We start from the raw sequence: 19,297 nt of genomic DNA on the forward strand, positions 1-19,297 counted from the left end.
GGCTTCGCGGCTCATGAGACGACGAAGGAAGCTTGAGGCGCGAGCGTTGTGCCGATGGGCTCGCTGGGGTATAGCGAGCTTCGATGGCATCTTATCACGGCGCCCCGACCGACGTCGCCTCGGTCCTTCGCCAGGTTCGCAGGCCCAGGCGGGCGGTCGTCACCGCAGGCATGCCCTACGCCAACGGGATGTTGCACCTTGGGCACCTCGCGGGGGCGCACGTCCCTGCGGACATCCACGCGCGGTGGCTGGGCCTGGTCATCGGCCGCGAGAACGTCCTCTTCGTCTGCGGCACCGATGATCACGGCTCCGCCAGCCAGATCGCGGCGCGGCAGGCCGGGGTGCCGATACGCGAGTTCATCGACGGCATCCACGAGAAGCAGCGCGCGAGCCTCCGGCGGTATGACATCGATCTCGACGTCTACTCGGGGACCTCGCGGCCGGAGTGCTTCCCGATTCAGCAGGAGCTCGCGCACCGCTTCCTGAGGCGCCTGCACGAGAACGGCCTGCTGGAGAAGCGCACGAGCAGCCAGTGGTTCGATCCGGAGCTCCAGTGCTTCCTCCCCGACCGCTTCGTGCGCGGGCGCTGCCCCAACCCGAAGTGCGACAATGGAGACGCGTACAGCGACGAGTGCGATCGCTGCGGTCACCAGCACTCGCCCTCGGAGCTCGGCAGTCCGCGGAGCGCGCTCAGCAACGCCACGCCGGTGATGCGCGACACCGCGCACTGGTGGCTCGACATGTGGGCCGTGTCCGAGACGCTCCGGGGCTGGATCCAGGGCAAGCAGGGCGCGTGGCGCCCGGCGGTGCTCGCGGACGTGCTGAACACCGTGATGCCTTCGCTCCGCTTCGAGGCCGACCTCGCCCCGACGTACAAGGAGATCAAGGCGTCGCTGCCGAAGCACAAGGCGAAGTTCACGCAGGATCGCAAGGTCCTGCTGCAGCTCGGCAGCAAGCCGGAGATGGAGGAGGCGCGCGCCGCCCTGGCGCGCCACGGCGTCCCCAGCGAGCCCGTCGAGGACTGGGCTCACCGCGCCATCACCCGCGACGTCGCCTGGGGGCTCTCCTTGCCGGTGGATCTCGATCCCGAGCTGGCCGGCAAGACGCTCTATGTATGGCCCGACTCGCTGATCGCGCCCATCGCGTTCTCGCAGGTCGCGCTCGCCCGGAGGGGCGTCGATCCGGCCCGGTACGTGGACTTCTGGTGTGATCCGGAGGCCAGGATCTACCAGTTCCTCGGCCAGGATAACGTCTTCTTCTACGTGCTCATGCAGGGCGCGATGTGGCTCGGCGCGCAGGCCGATCCGCGCCGGCTGCCGGCGCCCGGCGAGCTGCAGCTCACCGACGTCCTCGGGTGCTTCCACCTGCTCGTCGGGGGCGACAAGATGAGCAAGTCGCGCGGAAACTTCTTCACCGCCGATCAGCTCCTCGACGAGAAGGGGTATTCAGCGGACCAGATCCGTTATTACCTGGCGCTGCTCGGCCTCGCGGAGAAGCCGTCGAACTTCGAATTCGCCAAGCTCGACGAGCGCAACCGGTTCCTCGCCGGGCCGCTCAACGCGGCGTTCGAGCGGCCGATCTCGGCGGCGCACTCGAAATTCGGTGGGCGCGTTCCCGAGGGGGCGCTGCTCGACAAGGTCGCCTCGGACACCGTCCGCATCGTCCAGCGCTACGTGCGCGCGATGGATCGCGCCGACTACCCGACGCTGCTCTTCGAGATCGAGAACTACGCGCGCATCATCAACAGCCTCTTCGCGCAGTTCAAGCCGCACGACGACCGGCACCCGGAGCAGGGCCGGCGCGACGCCCTCTTCTCCTCGTTCTACGTGCTCAAGAACCTGATGATCATGCTCTACCCCTTCGTCCCGGCCACGATGGATCGGCTGCGGGAGTCGCTCCGACTCCCACCGGACGTCTTCCGCCTCGACGAGCTCGGGACCCCCATTCCCGCCGGGCACGCCATCGGTCCCAAGCAGGTCTACTTCGCGCCGGTACCGGAGGAGTAGCTCCGCGAGCCGGCATCACCGCTCGGGGTCGGCGCCTGGCCTTGTGGCGAAGCGCCGAGCGCCGGGCGCCGTCCGTCCGACGAGAACGCGGGACCCATTCACGACGCCGCTTTTACCACGATGCCTCGCGTCTTGTCTCCCATGTGACTGGTGAAGTCCACGTCACCGGCCTTCAGCGGCTCGTGTCGATAGTCCCAAAAGTACTTGTTCGGCACCGCAAGAACCGGCTTTGGATCGAGCTGCCAGGTTACGTCCACCAAGACGTCGTTCGTGCCGTTGCCGTTGTCCTTGACCTGGGGCGTGCCGAGCGAAACCTGGGTTCCGGTTGCGATCACCTGCCACAGGTCATCGCTCCTTCTGTACGTTGTGTCAGCTGTCGGTCGCTGGCGGAACATTATTGATATGTCGGAACGATTTTGCGCGGGCCATCCTCCGCAGGCTGTTGACCGTGACGCCCTTTGGCTAAAGTAAGCGCTCCACGCCGAGTCATGCGCATCCGACGAATTTCGAATGTGATTGGGTTCGACGATGCGCCGTTCGAGCGGGGGGAGGGTGGGAAGGTAGCGCTCGTGGGGACGGTTTGCTCGGGGACGCGGCTCGACATCGTGGTGCGTGGGCACGTCGAGCAAGATGGCAGCGACGCCACCGGGGTGATGGCAGAGCTCGTGAAAGAGAACGAGTTGGTTCACGTGCGCGGCGTGCTGATGCAGGGCATCACGGTGGCGGGGTTCAACGTCGTCGACATCAACGCCCTGGCGGAGGAGCTCGGGGTGCCGGTGATGGTCGTGATGCGCAGGCGGCCAAAGATGCAGAAATTCCTCGAAGCGCTCGAACAGGTGAAGAGCGCGCGTGAGAAGCGGGGCGTGCTCGAGCGAGCCGGACCGATCGAGCCTTGCGCGGGCCTGTGGGTGCACCGCGCCGGCTTGTCGCTCGAGGAGGGGCGCGAGCTCATCGAACGGACCACGTTGCACGGCGCCATCCCGGAGCCGCTGCGCCTCGCGCACATCATCGCGGGAGGGACGACGCGTGGAGTGAGCCGTGGTCGAGCTTGAACGCCCGCTCGGTCGGAAGGCTTACTTCAAGATCCCGCACCTGCCCGGCTCTCGCACTGGCGCGTCCGACCGCACCGCTCCGCGCGAGCTCGCCGAGCGCTGTCTTGTCGCGTCGCGCCCCGGAGAAGAGGTCCTCGTGCAAGAGAAGCTCGACGGCTCCTGCGTCGCGGTCGCGCGCCTCGGCGACGCCGTGCTGGCGCTGGGCCGTGAGGGCACGCTCGCCGCGCGCTCCGAGAACCCCGGGCGCCAGATGTTCGCGGCCTGGGTCGAGCAGCGTGCGACCGCGTTCCGCGAGCTGCTCCACCCCGGTGGGTGGCTCGTCGGCGAATGGCTCGCGCTCGCGCATTCGACCCGTTACGAGCTCCGCCACGAGCCATTCGTGGTCTTCGACGCCTTTCATGAGGGCCGACAATGGACGTTCGACGAGCTCGACGCTCGGCTGCAAGGCGCATTTCCTCGTCCGGCGCTCCTGCATCGAGGTGGCGCGCTCGGCATCTCGGCCATGCTCGAACGGTTGGGCAGAGGCGGCCACGGCGCCATCGAGCCCCCGGAAGGCGCTGTTTGGCGGGTCGAGCGCGCCGGGCGCGTCGTCGGCATGGCGAAATACGTGCGCAGCGACAAGATCGACGGCGCGCTCCTTCCCGAGAATTCAGGGCATGAAGCGGTCTGGAACTGGAAGCCATGAAGACGGTCACCTTCGTCACCGGGAACGGCTGGCGGCACGACGAGGCCAGGCGCCTGCTGTCGGGGCTGCACGTCGAACGCGCGCGCATCACGCTCGCCAAAGGCGACTCCGAAAAGCTCGAAGAGATCGCCAAGGCGCGCGTGCTCGACGCCTTCAGGCAGCTCGAAACACCTTGCTTCATCGAAAACACGGGCATGTACCTGGAGTCGAGCGAGGCCTTCGCGGGGGCGCAGGTGAAGCAGCTGCTGCAAGAGCTCGGGCCCGCCGCTTTCAGCGCTCGCTTCGGCGGGCTGCGCGGCGTGACCCGCGTGGTGGTGGCGTACACGGCGGACGGCCGCAGCGTGAAGCTCTTCGCAGGTGAAAACTCCGGCAGCGTCGCGAAGGGGCCGCGCGGCGAGCACGGCTACGGTTGGGACCCTGTGTGGATCCCGGACGGCTTCGAGCGCACGTTGGCCGAGCTCCGGAGCTCGAAATATGTCGTCAACATGCGGCTTTTGCCTTTTCTCGAGCTCGCCGCCGAGCTGCGTGGCACGGGCTTCGAAGGTGTGTTCGAGTCTCACGTGACCGTCGTCGCCTGCGACGAAGCCGCGTTCGCCAAGACCTGCGACGCGCTCGGCGTGAGGGCGCTGTTCATCTCCCTGCCGCGCGGCCGAACGCCGCGTCAGCCGATGACGGGCGCACACCACCGCGGCTCGCTGCAGGAGGTCCTGCTGGTCGTACATCAGCTGGCTCGCGATCTCGCGCAAGCTGGCTTCGAGGTCATCCGCACCAAGGTGGAGGCCGTCGGCCCGCATCGCGATCTGCCGCTCACGGACGAGGTGGCCGCCCGGGCGCCGCGTACCAATTATTTCGAGCACCACGCCAAGGTCGTGCTGCCGTCGCCGGATAGCGAGGCCGAGGTTTCGCGCGCATTTGCCGAGCTGGGGGCCTACCTGTCGCGCGGCGCGCCGCGCGCGGACGGCGTCGAACTCCGCTTCGTCACGCTGCGCTCGTGGGGCCTGGGGCAGGCTTCAGCCGACGCGCGCTTCGATCAGGTGCTGGCGCTCGCGGCGCGGCTCGGTCTGCCTCTGCGCAATCGTACGCGTGAGTACACCGTCTATGATTCGGCGCTCGACGTGGACATGGGGTGGATGGCTTGAGCCTGATCCGTTCGTGGCTCGAGCTCATGCCGCGCACCGAATTCGGTGCCGACGCCGTGCTGCGAGGCAGCCAGCTCACGGCGAGCTGGGTCCCCGGGCGCGTCGCGGCGGATCTCGACTTCGTTCTCATGGGCGACTGGAGCCTCGACCGCGCCACGCGCGTCGTGAATCAGCTCCTGGGGTCGAGCGAGCTGCCGGCTGAAGGCGTCGTCGCCGACCTCGGCGTCAAAGCGTGGGGCATCTGGCTCGAGACGCCCTGGCCTGGCCTGCGGCTCGAGCTTTCACGCGCCGAACGAAAGCTACAGGTCGACTTCGGTTGGGGCGAGGTGCTCGGCGTCGCTCCGCGCCCTTTCGAGCTGGAAGGTTTCACGCTGCCGGCCGTCGCACCCGAGGTGATGTTCGCCTGGAAGGTTCACTCGCTGGTGGAGCTCGGTCCGCGTGGTCGCTGGCACCCGAAGACGCTCATCGATCTGGTGCTCTTGGCTCGGCACTGCACGCTCGATCCCGTGGCCACCAGGCGTTGCGTCGAGAGCGCCTTCGCCAGCCGCGAGATGAGCCTCAGCGCGCTCGACGCTTTCTTCACGGCCGAGGATTGGGGGTCCGGCCGCAGCAGCCGTCACAAGTGGAAGAAGTACGTCGCAACGGCGCCGTGGGTCACCTTCTCGCGCACCGACGCCATCGGCGAAGCGCGCGAGGTAGTGCGGTCGTTCCTGCACCCCGTCCGCTGACGAGGCCGTGCCTGACACCGAGCGGAGCCAGGGGCGCCAGGGGGCGCCGTCACGCCGCTACCTGCACGATCCGGTCTCGATCGAGCGCGGGCGCACCGACGTGTTCTGGATGCTGTTCGGGTCGGTCATCGCGACCTCGCGCCCCCAGCCGGTGAGCCCCGCGAAGGTCCCGTTGGTCGTCATGTCGAACGGCCCGTCGCTCTGACAGTCGCTGTTCTTGACAGCGCCCCACGACCAGGCGAGCCACCCCACCTCGAGCTCGACGCTCTTGGCCAGGAGCGTCTTGTAATCGAACGGGTGCTTGCCGCACTCGTACACGGCGTGCTGCGCGAACTCGCCGACCATCAAAGGCAGGTTCAGCGCCACGGACTCCTGCAGCTCCTTCGTGATCGTGGCGCCGCTCCCGTCCGTCCACCACATGTGGACGCTGAGCAGGATGTTCGGGTCGTGCTTGACGAGCGCGGGGCCGACGGCCTGGAGCTGGTCGATGTTCTGCCCCCACTTCGAGGCGTCGATCACGAGCGGGACCGTGATGCCGGCGCCGCGCATCCGGGTGATGGCCTGCTTGTAGCCCGCCTCCCACGCCGCGTTGTCCACCTGGTCCCCGACCTCGTTGCCGATGTTGACGAGCAAGCTCTGCTCGTGCTTCTTGATCACGGCGACGACATCCGCCCTCGTCCAGTAGTCGACGAGGCTCGGCAGGAGATCCCATTTCCCCGTGGCGTCGTGGAGCTCGACGATCGGAATGAGCTTCTGCGCGAGCGCGTTCGTGATGGCCTGATCGAGGCCCGCCGAGGACTCCGTGGCGAGCCAGACGATCCGCACCGCGTTGGCGCCGGTCTTCGCGATCTCCGCGAACTCCGGCAGGCCGTCGGGCCCCGACGACAGCCACACGACCATCTCGTTGATGCCCCGGAGCAGCACCTTCTCGCCGCAACGGTCGTAGAGGAAGCGGCCGCGCACCGAGAACCCCGGCGACTCCTGATCACCCCCGCCCCCGGCGCCCGCGCTCGAGGTGGCGCCGCCGGCGCCCGACGTGGCCCCGCTGCTCGAGGTGGCGCCGCCGGCGCCCGACGTGGCCCCGCTGCTCGATGTAGCGCCGCCGGCGCCGGACGTGGCGCCGCTGCTCGACGTCGTGCCATCGGCGCCGGACGTGGCGCCCGTGGCCCCCCCGCCCGCGCCCGATGCGCCGCCGCCCGCTCCGGTCGCCTCCTGCCCCGAGCCCTGCTGGTCATCCGAGTCGCCTCCGCATCCCGCGGAGAGGCCCAGCGCCATGAGGACTGCTCCGGTCCAACCAGCCACCGACCCATGAAGAACGCGCATCGTGATCTCCTTCTGCCTCTCCCCTGAGTGCACCTGGCGACGTCCGGCTTCGACCTGCGTGACCGCACGGTGAATCCTTCGCGTTCTGCAGGTCGACAAGGCCCTGCACGCCGCGCAGCACCGCGGGCAGCGCGCGAATGGCGCAAATGACGTACTGCATGGCCAGACCTGGGAGGAACCCACGGCGAGGAGAGGACCTATTCAGTCCGCGGGCCCACGAGAATGAAGAAACCAAGAAACCGCGGGCCGGGGCTCACAAACGACTCCTACGACATGGCCCGTGGCACGCGGGAAGCGCGGAGAGGAAACCACTTAATCGGTTCATTGTCCAGCGCCACGAAGGGCTGCGCGGGGCCTCGGCGCCTGCCGGGACGAGCGCGCCCCGGAGCTCGTGGAGACGGTCACATCTGTGAGCTGGCTCCCGCTTGGGTTAATCGGTAAAGTTCTCCCTGCAGCGTCGAGCGCGGCGAGGGAGATCTCGCGGCGCGGTGCGCTGATACGAGGCCACGCGCCGCGGGCGCTGCGTGCATTCAGGCGGCGCGCGGGCGCACGCCGTAGCCGGCCCCGCGCACGGCCTCGACGAGGGCGTCCACGGGCGCGCTCGCCGGATCGTGCTGCACGACGACGATGCCCTCGCGCAGGCGCACGTCGACCCTGGTCACGCCGCCGCCGAGCTCGCGAAGCGCGCTGTCGATGTGGCGGACGCAGGACGGGCAGCTCATCCCGTCCACCTGGAGCATGGTCTCTTTCATGGCTCTTCCTTTCGGCGACCCACGGGCCGCTCATCCCGGGAGACGCAGCCATCGGGGCTCATTACACCGCGCAGGAGCCGCAGCGTCCCTTCGCGCGTGGCGCGCGTCGCCCGCGTCGCGCGTCGCCAAGGAGCGGCGGGTCTGCGGTGGACGCCGTGAGGCGCTCGCGTCGCGCACCCATGGTAGAATGGGCCCCTGGAGGACAATCCGCGGACCGCCGTCGCTCTGGCCGAGGCTCCGCCGCGGCCCGGTGAATCGGATGGCTCGCCCGACCCGAATGCTTCGCGCGCTCCGCTCCGCGGTCTCGGCAGACGCGCGGCGGCCGCTCGCCGGAGAGCCGATCGGGGGTGCGCCGGGCCCGAGAGCACGGAGCGACGCGGCTATCTCCAGGACCAGGAATGGTTGGCCGCCTGGGCAGGAACAGGAAGAAAAGGCGTCGCCGCCACCCGGAGCGGTCAGCCGCCACGGCAGCTGGTCGAGAGGCGCTCGACATCCCGGCCGAGACCGTTCACAATGCCATTAGATTTGAAATTGATTTTCAAAATCTGACGGGGCCCATGGTTTCCAGCGTTCCTCCCCAGTTTGACGTGAGCTTCGCCGATGTGGACTCGGCCGGCAGCGTGGCCGGCACGGAGGCGCGGGCGCGCGACGCCAGCGCCGCGGCTCCTGCGGGTCCGCTCTCGGAGGTGCGCGCCGGTGAGCGCGTGATCGTGGTCGAGGTCGGCCTCGACGCCGAGCTCGCCGCGTGGCTCGGCGCGATGGGGCTCGGTCCCGGCCAGACGCTCACGTCGATGCGGCGCGCGGCGTTCGGCGGCCCGCTCCACGTGCGCACCGGGTCGGGCGGGGAGCTCGCGATCAACGCGACGCTCGCGCGCTCGATCCTCGTGGCACCCCTGCCCTCGCAGCGGCGGGTCGGATGACCGCCTCGCTCGACTTTTCAGGCGCACGCGCGGAGCGCCTCCCGGCGTCGGCCGAGCGGCCGCTCATCGCGCTGCTCGGGCGGCCGAACTCGGGCAAATCGTCGCTGTTCAACCGGCTGACCGGGGGCAGCGCGCACGTCGGCAACTTCCCGGGCATCACGGTCGAGATCCTCACGGCCGACGTCCGCCTCGCGGGCGGGGCCGTCGCGACGATCGCGGATCTCCCCGGGCTCTACTCGATCGAGGCCGTCGTCGATCCGGCGACGGACGAGGGCGTCGCGCGCCGCTTCCTCGATCGCACCGGCGCGGAAGAGCGGCCGCGCCTCGTCGTCCAGGTGGTGGACGCCACGCAGCTCGCGCTCGGGTTGCGGCTCACGCGTGAGCTCGTGCGGCGCGGGCTCGCCCCGCTCGTCGTCGCCACGCAGCGCGACGTGCTCGAGGGCGAGGGGCGCGGGCTCGACATCGGCGCCCTCGAGCGCGCCATCGGCCTGCCGGTGCTGCTCGTGAGCGCGAGGGACCCGGCCGCGCGCGGCGTGGTGCTCGACGCGGCGGCCGCGCGGCTCGACGCGATCGCGTCGGGCGCCGTGAAGCCCCCCGGCGCCGCGGCGTGGGATCCGGATGAGGTCGCGCGCGCCGCGTACGTCGAGCCGCCGCGCCGCGACGCCGGCGCGGAGCGACGGAGGACGTTCACCGCGCGCGCGGACGCCGTGCTGCTCCACCCGGCGGCCGGCCCGGTGCTGTTCCTCGGGCTCATGGCGCTCCTCTTCGCCGCCGTGTTCCTCGTGGCCACCCCGGTCACCGAGGCGCTCGACGCGGCGATCGGTCAGCTCGGCAGCCTGGTGTCCCGCGCCCTCGGCGGGGGGCTCGCCGCCTCGTTCGTCGTCGACGGCCTGCTCGGCGGCGCGGGGACGGTGCTCGCGTTCATGCCGCAGATCGTGATCCTCACGATCGCCATGGAGCTGCTCGAGGCGAGCGGGTACCTCGCGCGCGGCGCCTTCCTCGTCGACCGCCTGCTCCAGCTGATGGGGCTGAGCGGCCGAGCGTTCCTCCCGCTGCTGATGGGGCACGCGTGCGCGGTGCCCGCCGTGCACGCCACGCGCATCCTGCGCGACCCGCGCGAGCGGCTCACGGCGATCCTCGTCCTGCCGCTCATGGCCTGCTCGGCGCGGATCCCGACCTACGCGCTCCTCCTGACGACATTCTTCGCGGCCCACGGCCCCTGGGTGCAGGCGCTGCTCTTCGTCGCGCTCTACGTCGCCGGCATCTTCTCCGGGCTCGTCGCCTCGCTCTTGCTCCGGCGCACGGCGACCCGCGGGCGCTCGCTCCCGATGGTGCTCGAGATGCCGGCGTACCGCAGCCCCGAGCCGCGGCTCGTGGTCCGCAAGGCGGGCCAGGCGGCGTGGCGGTTCACGCGCGACGTCGGGACCGTGATCCTGGCCGTCTCGGCCGTGCTGTGGGTGCTCTTGAAGGTCCCCATGCCGGGCGCCGCGCCGCACGAGCCTCCGGCCGCCGCGGCCGAGAGCGCGGCGGCGACGTCGCTCGAGTCGAGCATCGCCGGCAGCGTGGGGCGCGCGCTCGAGCCGGTGACCGCGCCGCTCGGGTTCGACTGGCGCATCAACGTCGGCCTCATCGGCTCGTTCGGCGCGCGCGAGGTCATGGTCGGGACGATGGGCGTCATCTTCGGCGTCGAGGACGCCGACGACGAGCCCGCGCCGCTCGCCGAGCAGATCCGCGAGGCGAAGCGCCCGGACGGGGCGCTCGCGTACTCGTCGCGCACCGGGCTCGCGCTGCTCGCGTTCTTCGTCCTGGCCTGCCAGTGCATGAGCACCGTGGCGGCGATCCGGCGCGAGACGAAGTCGTGGCGCTGGCCAGCGTTCGTCCTCGCCTACACCTACGCGGCGGCGTACGTCGCGGCGCTCGTCGTCTACCAGGGGAGCGGGCTGCTCGGGATGCCGTGAGGCGGCGCCGCGCCCGGCGGAGCGCCAGGCGGAGATCGCCGGCGCCTGCTGGGAGCCAGGGCCCGTGGCCATCGAACGTCCGCCGCGAGACCTCGACCGCGCCGAGCGCGTCGTCGAGCGTCGTCCAGGTGCCCCTCCTTGACAAGTGCCACTCAGGGGCACATTCTTTCCGCCATCGCGGCTTCCCGAGGAACACCATGGAACACGACAAGGTCGCGCTCATCACGGGCGCAAACCACGGTATTGGGCTCGAGCTCACGCGTCGTCTGCTGTCGGAGGGCTTCCAGGTCATCGCGCTGAACCGCTCGGGCTTCCCCGAGGAGGATCCGTTGATCCGGGAGGGCCTCGAGCGCCGGAGGCTCCGTGTCCACAACGCGGATCTGTCCGATTTCGAGGGCCTCAGGCGGGCGCTCGGCGCGATCAAGGAGAGTGAAGAGAAGATCGACGTGCTGTTCAACAACGCCGGCGGCAGCGCCCCGGAGCTGACCTTCTCCAGGCAAGGCCGCGAGCTGCACTTCGAGCTCCAGACGGTGGTGCCGTATGTCATCGCGATGGAGCTCAGAGGGCTGCTGCGGAAGGGGGACTTGAAGACGGTCGTGAACACCTCCTCCAATGCGTTCGAGATGACGAGGCGCTTCGACCCCGAAGCCCTGGAGCGCCCGGCGTCGTTCAAGCAGCTCTTCGGCCCCTACGCGACCTCCAAGCTCGCGCTCTCCCTCTGGACGCGTGAGGTGGCGCCGCTGCTCGCGGGGGACGGGATCAAGATCCGGAGCGTGGATCCCGGGCCCAACAACACGCTGAGGAAGGGAAAGCGGTCGGGGCTGCCGTTTTACGTGGCGCCGCTGATGAGGTTCCTGTTCCCGCCCCCGAGCCAGGGGGCTTCGCGGCTCTACGAGGCGGCGTTCGGCGCGAACCGGGAGCTCTCGGGCGTCTACTTGAAGAAGGACCGCGCCAAGGATCTCCCGTTCCGGGAGCACGGCCCGAGGGTGCTGGAGAAGGTGAGATCCATCCACGAGCGGGAGTTCGCCGCCCGCTGATGTCCTCGAGATGGCCGCGCCGACACATATCGCCTCTCGCCAGGCCAGCGCACGTCACATCTCCTCGAGCTCCTTGCCTTTCGTCTCGGGGATGAAGGCGACGACGAACACGAGCGAGGCCGCCGCGGCGGCGGTGTAGAGCCCGTAGGCGATGCCCAGGCCGGCCGCCTTGAGCGCGGGGAAGGTCGCGCTCACGAGGAAGTTCGCCAGCCACTGCGCGGCGGCCGCGATCGAGAGGGCGAGGGCGCGGATGCGGTTCTCGAACATCTCGCCGAGCAGCACCCAGGTCACCGGGCCCCAGGACGCCCCGAAGCAGAAGACATACAGGTTGGCGGCGAGCAGCGCGGCAGGGCCGGCAGCGCCCGTCAGGACGGGGTTGCCCGCGGCGTCCTCGCCCGCGGCGCCGAACACGGCCGCCATGGCGCCGAGCGTCAGCGTCATGCCGATGGATCCCGCGAGGAGCAGCGGCCTGCGCCCGACGCGGTCGACGGTCGCGATGGCGACGAGGGTGGTCACGATGTTCGTGACGCCGGTGATGACCGTGATGGCAAGCGAGCTTCGCTCGGAGAAGCCGACCGCCTGCCAGAGGACGCTCGAGTAATAGAAGATGACGTTGATGCCCACGAGCTGCTGAAACGCAGAGAGGCCGATGCCGATCCAGACGATGCGGAGCAGTCCAGCGCGCCCCCGCAGATCCGCGAGCCTGGGCCGGCGCTCGGACGAGAGCGTCCTCTGGATCTCGACGAGCTTCGCCTGGGCGGACGCGCCGAGGAGGTCACGGAGCACGGCGAGCGCCTCGTCCACACGCCCCCTCGCCACGAGGTGGCGCGGAGACTCCGGGATGAGCAGCGCGCCGAGCCCGTAGAGGAGCGCCGGTGGGATGGCGCTCCAGAACATCCATCGCCAGGCCTGTGCCCCGAGCCAGAACGGGCTCGCCGCCGAGCCCGCGGACGTCGCGATGCCGTAATCGCCGAGCAGGGCGACGAAGATGCCGAGCACGATCGCGAGCTGCTGGAGCGATCCGAGGCGGCCGCGCAGGTGGGCCGGCGCGATCTCCGCGATGTAGGCCGGAGCGACGACGCTGGCCGCGCCGATGGCCATGCCGCCGAGCACCCTCCACGCGCTGAAGTCCCAGGGCGAGATCGCCGCCCCCGAGCCCGCCGCGCTGACGACGAACAGCAGGGAGGTCGCGATCATCGTCCGCGTCCGGCCGTAACGGTCCGCCAGCCTGCCCGCGAGCACCGCGCCGGCAGCCGCGCCGAGCAAGGCGGAGGACACGGACAGGCCCACGGTTCCCGGGTGCGCAGTGAATACCCTCTCCAGCGCGCCGACAGCGCCGTTGATCACGGCGGTGTCGAACCCGAACAGGAAGCCACCCAGCGCGGCGACGGACGCGATCAGGGCGATCCGTACCGTCGATAGGGGCTCCTCGCCGCGTCCATGCCCCTGCTGCGCCGCGGGCTCTGCCATGCCCCCCCGTGAACCACGAACCGTGCCGCCGGGACTCGTCAGCTCGACCGACGACCGCCGGTGTGACCAGCTACGGCGCCGCTGTCGGTGCCGCCACGATCGCTTCGAGGCGGCCGAGCACCACTTCGAGCCGCTCGATCGTCGCCTTCAGATCCGCCCGGTAGGCTCGATCGTCGGTGTGGACCAGCTCGTCTCGCATCCCCACGAGCCGGGTCGAAAGGGCTGTCCTCGTGTCATCCGCTTCGCGCTCGCTGAGCTCGAGATGAAGCTTGCTCATATCTCCTCCTGACTGACGATGGCATGTCCCTCGGGCGAGCGTTCGCTCACGGGCGCTCCCGCGGCTGGTTCGGGCCGCCGGCCAGCGCCCCTCGCCTGTTCGCTCGCCTGCCGTTCACCGCTGCTCCTTTCGACAGTGCACGAGGTTTGCGCTGCCCGAGTTCCGGGGGAGAACATGGTGACGCGAGGCCTCGCCGTCAGCGGCCGCGGCGAGCGAGCAGCGCTTCGGCCCGCTCGACACGCGGCCGCAGACCGATGAGCCCGTGGACCCAAATCGCATCGGCGACCCGCAGCGGGGCGCAGAACATGCAAGCCAGAGGCGCGTAGCCGCGGCGAGGCCACACCACAGGATGGGGGAATCATGCAGACGCTAGGACCCGAGGAGCGTGAACGGTTTACACAGCAGGAGAGCCCGATCGCGCCGATATCTGGCGCGCGGCGCAGGCCGGAGGAGGAGAGGGAGGCGCCGCGGATCGTGCTCGGCGGCTCGCTCGCCGAGGTGGTGTGCGGCGCGGGGGCGATCGTCCTCGCCATCCTTGGGCTGACGGGGGTCATGCCGGGAGAGCTCACCTCGATCGCCACGATCGTCTTCGGCGCCGCGCTGATCGCGCACGGCGGCGCGATCGCGTCGCGCTTCGGCGCCTTGACGCGGACCACGGCGCCCGTCGAGTGGGACACGCGCGCCGAGCTCGGCGGCGGCATGGGCGCGGAGCTCGTCGGCGGCGCGGCGGGCATCGTGCTCGGCATCCTCGCGCTCCTCGGGCTCGCCCCCGGGACGCTGACGTCGGTCGCGGTGATCGTCTTTGGCGGCACGCTGCTGCTCAGCGGCGGCGCGACGGCGGACCTCGGCGCGCTCGACGCGCGCGGCGCGCACCTGCACCTCGCCCACATCGCTCGTCAGGCGGCGATGGCCGCCGCCGGCTTGCAGTCGCTCGTCGGCGCCGGAACGGTCGTGCTCGGCATCCTCGCGCTGGTCGGCATCTATCCCATGGTGCTCACGCTCGTCGCCCTGCTCGCGCTGGGGTCGGCGATCGTCACGAGCGGATCGGCCGTCTCCGGGCGCGCGGCCGCGGCGCTTCGGCGCTAAGCCGGGGCGACGCTCCCCTCACGAGACGGCTCACCCCACCACGCGCTGGGCGACGTCCTCGATGTCCGATGCGATGCGCGCGGCGATCGGCAGCGGGCTGCGGGGCAGCGCCGACCGCCCCACGAGCGCCGCGGCGGCCGCGAGCGCGAGCAGCCCGAGCCCCACGGCGGTCGAGCGCGCCGGATGATTGCGGCGCTGCCCCACGGCCAGCGACACCATCAGCGCGTCGACGCCGGCGAGCCCCGCGACCCCCGCGACGCCGAACGCGATCGCCGAGCGCGAGAGGGCAGCGGCCGACCGGCGGAGATCGCGCCTGGCGAGCGCGAGCTCCGCGCCGAGGAGCTTCTTCGCCTCGTGGACCGCGTCGGCGGCGAGGTCCTGCGCGCTGCGATCGGTTTGTGATGGACCGATGGACGGCTGATGTTGCATGCGGGCTCTCCCTGCCGGCGTGAGCACGCGCCGGGCGCGCCCCGGGATGCATCGTCTGCGCCCGCGCGCGCCGGGCCCGCCCGAACGCGCACCGGAGGCACGCAGCGCGGCGAGGCGGCACGGATGTCGCACGCCGCCTAGGTCGAGCTCACGCTCCGAGCTCGCGGGCGTCGCCGATCACGGCTCACCTGGCAACCGATCATGGGAACCGCCGATGAAGCATGTCGTGGGCTGGATCAGCTCCCTGCTGCTCCTCGTGACCTTCGGGTCACAGACCTACAGGGAGTGGAAGGGCGAGAAGGATAAATCGGAGAAGTACACCCTTGTCTTCTTCATCGCCGCGATCGCCGGGACGGCCGGAAACCTCCTCTACAGCCTGCTCGTGAGAAACTGGGTGTTCACCGCCCTGAACGCCGCGCTGGTGGTCAACAACGCCGCCGGGCTCTGGATCGCACTCCGGCATCGGAAGCAGGCGCAGCAGGCAGGGGCGGCCTAGCGCTGCTGTGCGATGCGCTGGCGAGGAACGGCGGTTGCAGCGCGGGAGACATGGAACCGTCCACTGCAATCCGATTCGATGAGGAGAGGGTCTCCCGTCCCCTCAGCGAGCGAGGTCACGTAAGCGCCGGCGCAGGCTTCGCGGCGCCCGCGGGCCCAGCCGAGCAGATCGAGCACAGCAAGCAGCGGCTCGCGGGCGACCTCGTCGCGGCAAGGGCGAGGTTCCGCGGCGCCAGGAGCGAGGCAGAGCACACGGCCTGGCGCGTCGCCGTCGTTGCGGCGGCCGTGCTCGCCCTGGGTGGTGTCGCGGCGGTGGCGGTGAGCTCACGCCGCAAACGCCGGCGCGTGTGGTGGTGACGCCGCGCCTCGCAGAGGAGGCTGCGAGCGGCCTCTCCACGGGCGCGTCATGGCCTTGCGCGCCCTGGGAATGACCTGGCCTCGACATAGATGTGCTTCACATCGGGTCGCTGGCTCCGTATCCGCGCCTCGATCCGCTCGATCGCCTCCGCCACCTCGGAGGCCGTGAGCGCGGGGTCGAACTCGATGCACAGCACGACAAGGACGTCGTGCGGACCGAAGTGCATCGTCATCGGTCGCCCCACCTCCGACACGCCAGGATCCGCCTTGGCGAGCGCGCGGATCGCGGCAAGGAGATCCCTGTCCGCGCTCTCCCCCACGAGGAGCCCGCGGCTTTGCTGCGCGAGGAAGATCGCGACCGCCGCGAGCACGAGGCCGATGCCGATCGACGCCGCGCCGTCGAGGTAGGGGTTTCCCAGGCGGTGCCCGAGCCAGACGCCGAGGAAGGCGATGGCGAGCCCGGCGAGCGCCGCGGAGTCCTCCAGGACGATGGTGAACGTCGTCGGGTCCTTGCTGGATCGCATCGCCGCGAGGTAGCCCTGTCCGTCCTTCTTCTTGAACTCGTGGACCGAGATGGCGAGCGACGTTCCCTCGAAGAGGGCCGCTGCGCCGAGGACGACGTAGTTCCACGTCGGATCCTCGATCGGGCGCGGGCGCAGGAGGTGCAAGATCCCTTCGTAGATCGAGACGCCGCCGCCCGCGGCGAAGATCATGAGGGCGACGATCAGCGTCCAGAAGTAGAGCTCCTTGCCGTGGCCGAACGGATGATCGGCGTCGGCCGGGCGGGCGCTCCGGTGCTTGCCGAGCAGGAGGAGGAGCCCGTCGGCGGTGTCGACGAGAGAGTGCACACCCTCGGAGAGCATCGCCGAGCTGCCGGTCACGGCGGCGGCGATGAACTTGACCGCCGCGATCGCCACATTGGCGCCGACGGCGCCATAGATGGCGATCCTCGACCCTTCCCTCATGCGCCGCCGATCCTCCCAGCGATGTACAGGCCGCGCCAGGCGCGCTCCTGTCGTGAAGTCGTGAAGTCGTGAGGGGAGAGCCCTGCTCGCACGGCGGCCGCACGGACGCGATCGTCGCTAAAGGAGAGCGCGCAGGGTGGATGGGAAAGGCCTTCGAGGCAGGGCGCTGCGGGCTCCTGGCTACCCGACCGATGTCGGCCCGATGACGGCAGCAGACGATGGGGATCGAGGACTGCTCTGCTTCTCGACGGTGATGAGCAGATCGAAGCTGGCATGCGGCACGCTCATCTGGGCCAGCTTGCCTCTTCGGCTGTCAGCATTGTAGTCGAGCACTCCGACCCGTTTCCACGGGGACTCGGAGCTCGGGCGCTGCCAGACGACGAAATGCTCGCTGCCGGCCTCGATCCGCTCGGGCGGCGAGAGGTGAACGACGTCCACCACGAGCCGTGTGGTCGCGGCGTCGGAGTCGATGTCGGCGGTGATGTGCGCATCGGCGCCGGGCGCGAGCCGCGTGCCATGAACGGTTTGCTCGCTCGGACCGCCGCAGCCCGCGAGCGCCATGCTCGCGAGAAGACCGAGCGTGAGCCCTATCCGGCGGCCGGTTCGTCGTCCCATGTCCGTGTGTTTCATATCGCCACCTCGATCGCCTCTCTGCTTCACGGCAGATCCGCTGTCCCCCTCGGGCGTCGCGTCCGGGCTGGCCGGTACCACAGCCTCTCGGCTGCATCGTCGCAATTTGAGCAAGCATCATGCCGAGGTGGGATGTGCGTCGGCGGGTGGCGGCGAAGCGAGGACATCCACGACCGCGCAGCGCTCACTCCGGCCTGCCGAGGCGTCGGCGGGCGTCGTGATGTCCTACGACGATCGCGCGGGCGTGCTGGGCAGCCGCAGACGCCACATCCCACGCCGGCGCAACGGATCTGAGCTGCAGATGCGCCCGCTGGCTCTTGCGCCAGTCGATCACGAGCTTCGGCGCGACCTTCGTCGGGAGCTGAGGCGCGAGCCTCTTCACGATCTCGCGCTCCTTCGTGCCGAACTTCAGGTGTCGCTCTCCAGGTCGCCGCGGCCGAGCATGATGCACGCGACGTTCGCGCGGACCAACGCGAGGCGTTCGAGCGCGTTCACACGGATGTCTTGTCCTTGGTCAGGACGACCCAGCCGCGGCGGCCGATCTCGACGAGCCACTCGGCATCGGGCGTGTTCTGCGCGAAGTGATCGTCGTGGGCGAGCTTCGCCGCTCGCAGCGCTTCGACGACGAGCCCGCGGCCGAGCGACCGGTCGACGAAGTAGGTGAACGGCTCACGCAGCTTCACGCGTCTCGCACCGGATCGCGTCCTCGATCTTCTCGATCTCGACGCCGTAGTCCTTCGCGAGAAGCCGCACGGACTCGCCGGCCCGGTAGCGCTCGGTGACGATGCGGGCCTCGATCCCGGTGCCGGCGATCACGGGCTGGCCGAAGCCGCACCGCGGGTCGACCACGATCGTCTTAGGCTGGCTGCCGACCGCCGTGCTCCGGACCCAGGGGTAGAGCCGCGCTGCGAGGCCCCCTTCCCAGTCGATGCGCGCGAGGCTCGCGTCGAGGACCTCCCGGAGCACGGCTTGGCCCTCGGCGGAGACGTTCAGCAGCCGGTCGGCGTGCTGGACGAAAAGGTTGGCCCCGTCCGTCCGGAAGCTCGCGTGGACGAGTGGTCGGGCATAGCCGAGCTCGTCGCCGACGAATCGCAGCGCCTTGCGGACGCGCTGCATGGAGATGCCGTGCACCCGCCGCATCGAGGCGAGCACGAAGGCTTCGATGAGGTTCGAGAACGAGAGGGCGAGGGGCGCGCGCTCGGCCGGCTTGAAGAGCGCCTTGCGCGGACCGTCGCCCGAAGCCCAGAGGCGCAGGGTGGACGGCGACAGGCGGACGATCCGCGCGGCACGCGGGACCGGGTACGCCGGAAGCTCCTCCGGGGCACCGCCGTCGTAAATGTCTCCCTTTGGCGCCATAGAGTTATTCTGCCACACGGCTGCGGCGGGTGCGCAGTTCGAACGTGGCGCCGATGGTAGCAGCCGATCGCGCGCCGGGAGCATGGAGGCGACCCGCGTCGATCTCACGGACAATAAGCGGGGGAGCAGGAGGTCGCGCGTCGCGCGAAGAGCATCGTTCGCGATGCTGCGCGTCCGCCATGCCAGCGTTCGATCCAGCGAGCGCGTCCAACTTGATACGCGGTTCTCGAGAGGTATCGCGGTCAGTACCTCAGATGACCGATCGAGCGTCAATCGTGGCTGCGCCGCGCCGCGGACGACGGCAGCGATGTTTGCGTGATCTACCAATAACTGGATAGATGCAGCGTCTTCAAATACCGCCATATCGACCGGACGGTCGATAGACGAATTGTTCGTCACAAATCCGGGCTCACGCGCTCGCCAAACCGTTCCGCTGCCCGCCCTGCGCGATGTTATCAATGCCGTTGCACTCGCGATGTTAGCATCGCTGTACCGCTCGATGACGCCGCTAGCCCCATACACAGGGAATAGCCCCGCATCCTGCGTCTCGGTCTTCGGTAGCGTCCTACCATATCGAATATCAAGGACCTCGATTAGCGGCGCGACTCGCCAGTCATGCGGAATTGCTCCGA

Annotated in this window: 21 protein-coding genes; 10 read left to right on the forward strand and 11 right to left on the reverse strand. The window is 69.8% G+C overall.

From position 1 onward, the window contains the following. Nucleotides 1-83 precede the first annotated feature (83 nt). Entirely contained in the window at nt 84-2,006 is a 1,923-nt protein-coding gene (locus WMF14_RS43605) for a methionine--tRNA ligase (protein ID WP_437796340.1), read from the forward strand. 98 nt (nt 2,007-2,104) lie between these two features. Here WMF14_RS43605 and WMF14_RS43610 read toward each other — a convergent pair whose 3' ends face one another. Then, the gene (locus WMF14_RS43610) at nt 2,105-2,341 is read right to left on the reverse strand and encodes a hypothetical protein (RefSeq protein WP_437796341.1); all 237 of its coding nucleotides are present in this window, start codon (nt 2,339-2,341) and stop codon (nt 2,105-2,107) included. A 177-nt stretch (nt 2,342-2,518) separates the two neighbouring features. Here WMF14_RS43610 and WMF14_RS43615 point away from each other — a divergent pair, with 177 nt between their 5' ends. The 4 genes from WMF14_RS43615 to WMF14_RS43630 are packed head-to-tail and all read left to right on the forward strand — an operon-like array spanning nt 2,519 to nt 5,610. Then, nucleotides 2,519-3,058 carry a DUF99 family protein gene (locus WMF14_RS43615; protein ID WP_437325849.1) on the forward strand — a complete coding sequence of 180 codons (540 nt, stop codon included), beginning with the start codon at nt 2,519-2,521 and terminating at the stop codon, nt 3,056-3,058. Then, the gene (locus tag WMF14_RS43620) at nt 3,045-3,743 is read left to right on the forward strand and encodes an RNA ligase family protein (RefSeq protein WP_437796342.1); all 699 of its coding nucleotides are present in this window, start codon (nt 3,045-3,047) and stop codon (nt 3,741-3,743) included. The genes WMF14_RS43615 and WMF14_RS43620 overlap by 14 nt, the downstream gene beginning before the upstream one ends. After that, nucleotides 3,740-4,882 (forward strand): non-canonical purine NTP pyrophosphatase, encoded by a 1,143-nt coding sequence (locus tag WMF14_RS43625; protein WP_437796343.1) that lies wholly within the window; start codon nt 3,740-3,742, stop codon nt 4,880-4,882. The genes WMF14_RS43620 and WMF14_RS43625 overlap by 4 nt, the downstream gene beginning before the upstream one ends. A 26-nt stretch (nt 4,883-4,908) precedes the next feature. Continuing rightward, nucleotides 4,909-5,610 (forward strand): nucleotidyl transferase AbiEii/AbiGii toxin family protein, encoded by a 702-nt coding sequence (locus WMF14_RS43630; RefSeq protein WP_437796344.1) that lies wholly within the window; start codon nt 4,909-4,911, stop codon nt 5,608-5,610. 57 nt (nt 5,611-5,667) lie between these two features. On the opposite strand, the gene WMF14_RS43635 is transcribed toward WMF14_RS43630, so the two are convergent. Then, nucleotides 5,668-6,933 (reverse strand): cellulase family glycosylhydrolase, encoded by a 1,266-nt coding sequence (locus WMF14_RS43635; RefSeq protein ID WP_437796345.1) that lies wholly within the window; start codon nt 6,931-6,933, stop codon nt 5,668-5,670. 530 nt (nt 6,934-7,463) lie between these two features. Next, on the reverse strand, nt 7,464-7,685 hold the full coding sequence (locus tag WMF14_RS43640) for a heavy-metal-associated domain-containing protein (RefSeq protein WP_272101976.1): 222 nt from the start codon (nt 7,683-7,685) through the stop codon (nt 7,464-7,466). A 398-nt stretch (nt 7,686-8,083) separates the two neighbouring features. Between WMF14_RS43640 and WMF14_RS43645 the strand changes: the two genes are divergently transcribed. The 3 genes from WMF14_RS43645 to WMF14_RS43655 all read left to right on the forward strand — a co-directional run bounded on the left by WMF14_RS43645 (nt 8,084) and on the right by WMF14_RS43655 (nt 11,600). Beyond that, a complete protein-coding gene (locus WMF14_RS43645; protein WP_437796346.1) occupies nt 8,084-8,605 on the forward strand; it encodes a FeoA family protein in 522 nt (173 codons plus the stop codon). Next, nucleotides 8,602-10,563, forward strand: coding sequence for a ferrous iron transporter B (gene feoB, locus WMF14_RS43650; protein ID WP_437796347.1), 1,962 nt, complete (start codon nt 8,602-8,604; stop codon nt 10,561-10,563). The genes WMF14_RS43645 and feoB overlap by 4 nt, the downstream gene beginning before the upstream one ends. Before the next feature lie 197 nt (nt 10,564-10,760). Continuing rightward, nucleotides 10,761-11,600, forward strand: a complete 840-nt coding sequence (locus WMF14_RS43655) for an SDR family NAD(P)-dependent oxidoreductase (RefSeq protein ID WP_437796348.1) — start codon at nt 10,761-10,763, stop codon at nt 11,598-11,600. A gap of 54 nt (nt 11,601-11,654) precedes the next feature. Here WMF14_RS43655 and WMF14_RS43660 read toward each other — a convergent pair whose 3' ends face one another. Then, nucleotides 11,655-13,070, reverse strand: coding sequence for a sugar porter family MFS transporter (locus WMF14_RS43660; RefSeq protein ID WP_437796349.1), 1,416 nt, complete (start codon nt 13,068-13,070; stop codon nt 11,655-11,657). Between the two features lie 70 nt (nt 13,071-13,140). Continuing rightward, nucleotides 13,141-13,347, reverse strand: coding sequence for a hypothetical protein (locus WMF14_RS43665; RefSeq protein ID WP_272101971.1), 207 nt, complete (start codon nt 13,345-13,347; stop codon nt 13,141-13,143). A gap of 360 nt (nt 13,348-13,707) precedes the next feature. Here WMF14_RS43665 and WMF14_RS43670 point away from each other — a divergent pair, with 360 nt between their 5' ends. Continuing rightward, nucleotides 13,708-14,433: a hypothetical protein gene (locus WMF14_RS43670; protein WP_272101970.1), complete on the forward strand. Its 726-nt coding sequence runs from the start codon at nt 13,708-13,710 to the stop codon at nt 14,431-14,433. Nucleotides 14,434-14,463: 30 nt separating this feature from the next. On the opposite strand, the gene WMF14_RS43675 is transcribed toward WMF14_RS43670, so the two are convergent. Next, on the reverse strand, nt 14,464-14,862 hold the full coding sequence (locus WMF14_RS43675) for a phage holin family protein (protein ID WP_437796350.1): 399 nt from the start codon (nt 14,860-14,862) through the stop codon (nt 14,464-14,466). Between the two features lie 214 nt (nt 14,863-15,076). On the opposite strand from WMF14_RS43675, the gene WMF14_RS43680 reads away from it, so the two are divergent. Beyond that, nucleotides 15,077-15,358: a hypothetical protein gene (locus WMF14_RS43680; RefSeq protein ID WP_437796351.1), complete on the forward strand. Its 282-nt coding sequence runs from the start codon at nt 15,077-15,079 to the stop codon at nt 15,356-15,358. A 403-nt stretch (nt 15,359-15,761) separates the two neighbouring features. Here the strand turns inward: WMF14_RS43680 and WMF14_RS43685 are convergent, their stop codons facing one another. The 5 genes from WMF14_RS43685 to WMF14_RS43705 all read right to left on the reverse strand — a co-directional run bounded on the left by WMF14_RS43685 (nt 15,762) and on the right by WMF14_RS43705 (nt 18,665). Then, nucleotides 15,762-16,679, reverse strand: coding sequence for a cation diffusion facilitator family transporter (locus WMF14_RS43685; RefSeq protein ID WP_437796352.1), 918 nt, complete (start codon nt 16,677-16,679; stop codon nt 15,762-15,764). A gap of 180 nt (nt 16,680-16,859) precedes the next feature. Beyond that, on the reverse strand, nt 16,860-17,294 hold the full coding sequence (locus WMF14_RS43690; RefSeq protein WP_272101966.1) for a hypothetical protein: 435 nt from the start codon (nt 17,292-17,294) through the stop codon (nt 16,860-16,862). A gap of 199 nt (nt 17,295-17,493) precedes the next feature. Further along, a complete protein-coding gene (locus WMF14_RS43695) occupies nt 17,494-17,691 on the reverse strand; it encodes a hypothetical protein (protein WP_437796353.1) in 198 nt (65 codons plus the stop codon). A gap of 109 nt (nt 17,692-17,800) precedes the next feature. After that, entirely contained in the window at nt 17,801-17,992 is a 192-nt protein-coding gene (locus WMF14_RS43700; RefSeq protein WP_437796354.1) for a hypothetical protein, read from the reverse strand. Next, nucleotides 17,979-18,665, reverse strand: a complete 687-nt coding sequence (locus WMF14_RS43705) for a DUF433 domain-containing protein (RefSeq protein ID WP_437796355.1) — start codon at nt 18,663-18,665, stop codon at nt 17,979-17,981. Before WMF14_RS43705 ends, WMF14_RS43700 begins: the two co-directional genes overlap by 14 nt. Nucleotides 18,666-19,297 lie beyond the last annotated feature (632 nt).

Source organism: Sorangium sp. So ce693, assembly GCF_051521375.1.
GTDB classification, from domain to species: Bacteria; Myxococcota_A; Polyangia; order Polyangiales; family Polyangiaceae; genus Sorangium; species Sorangium atrum.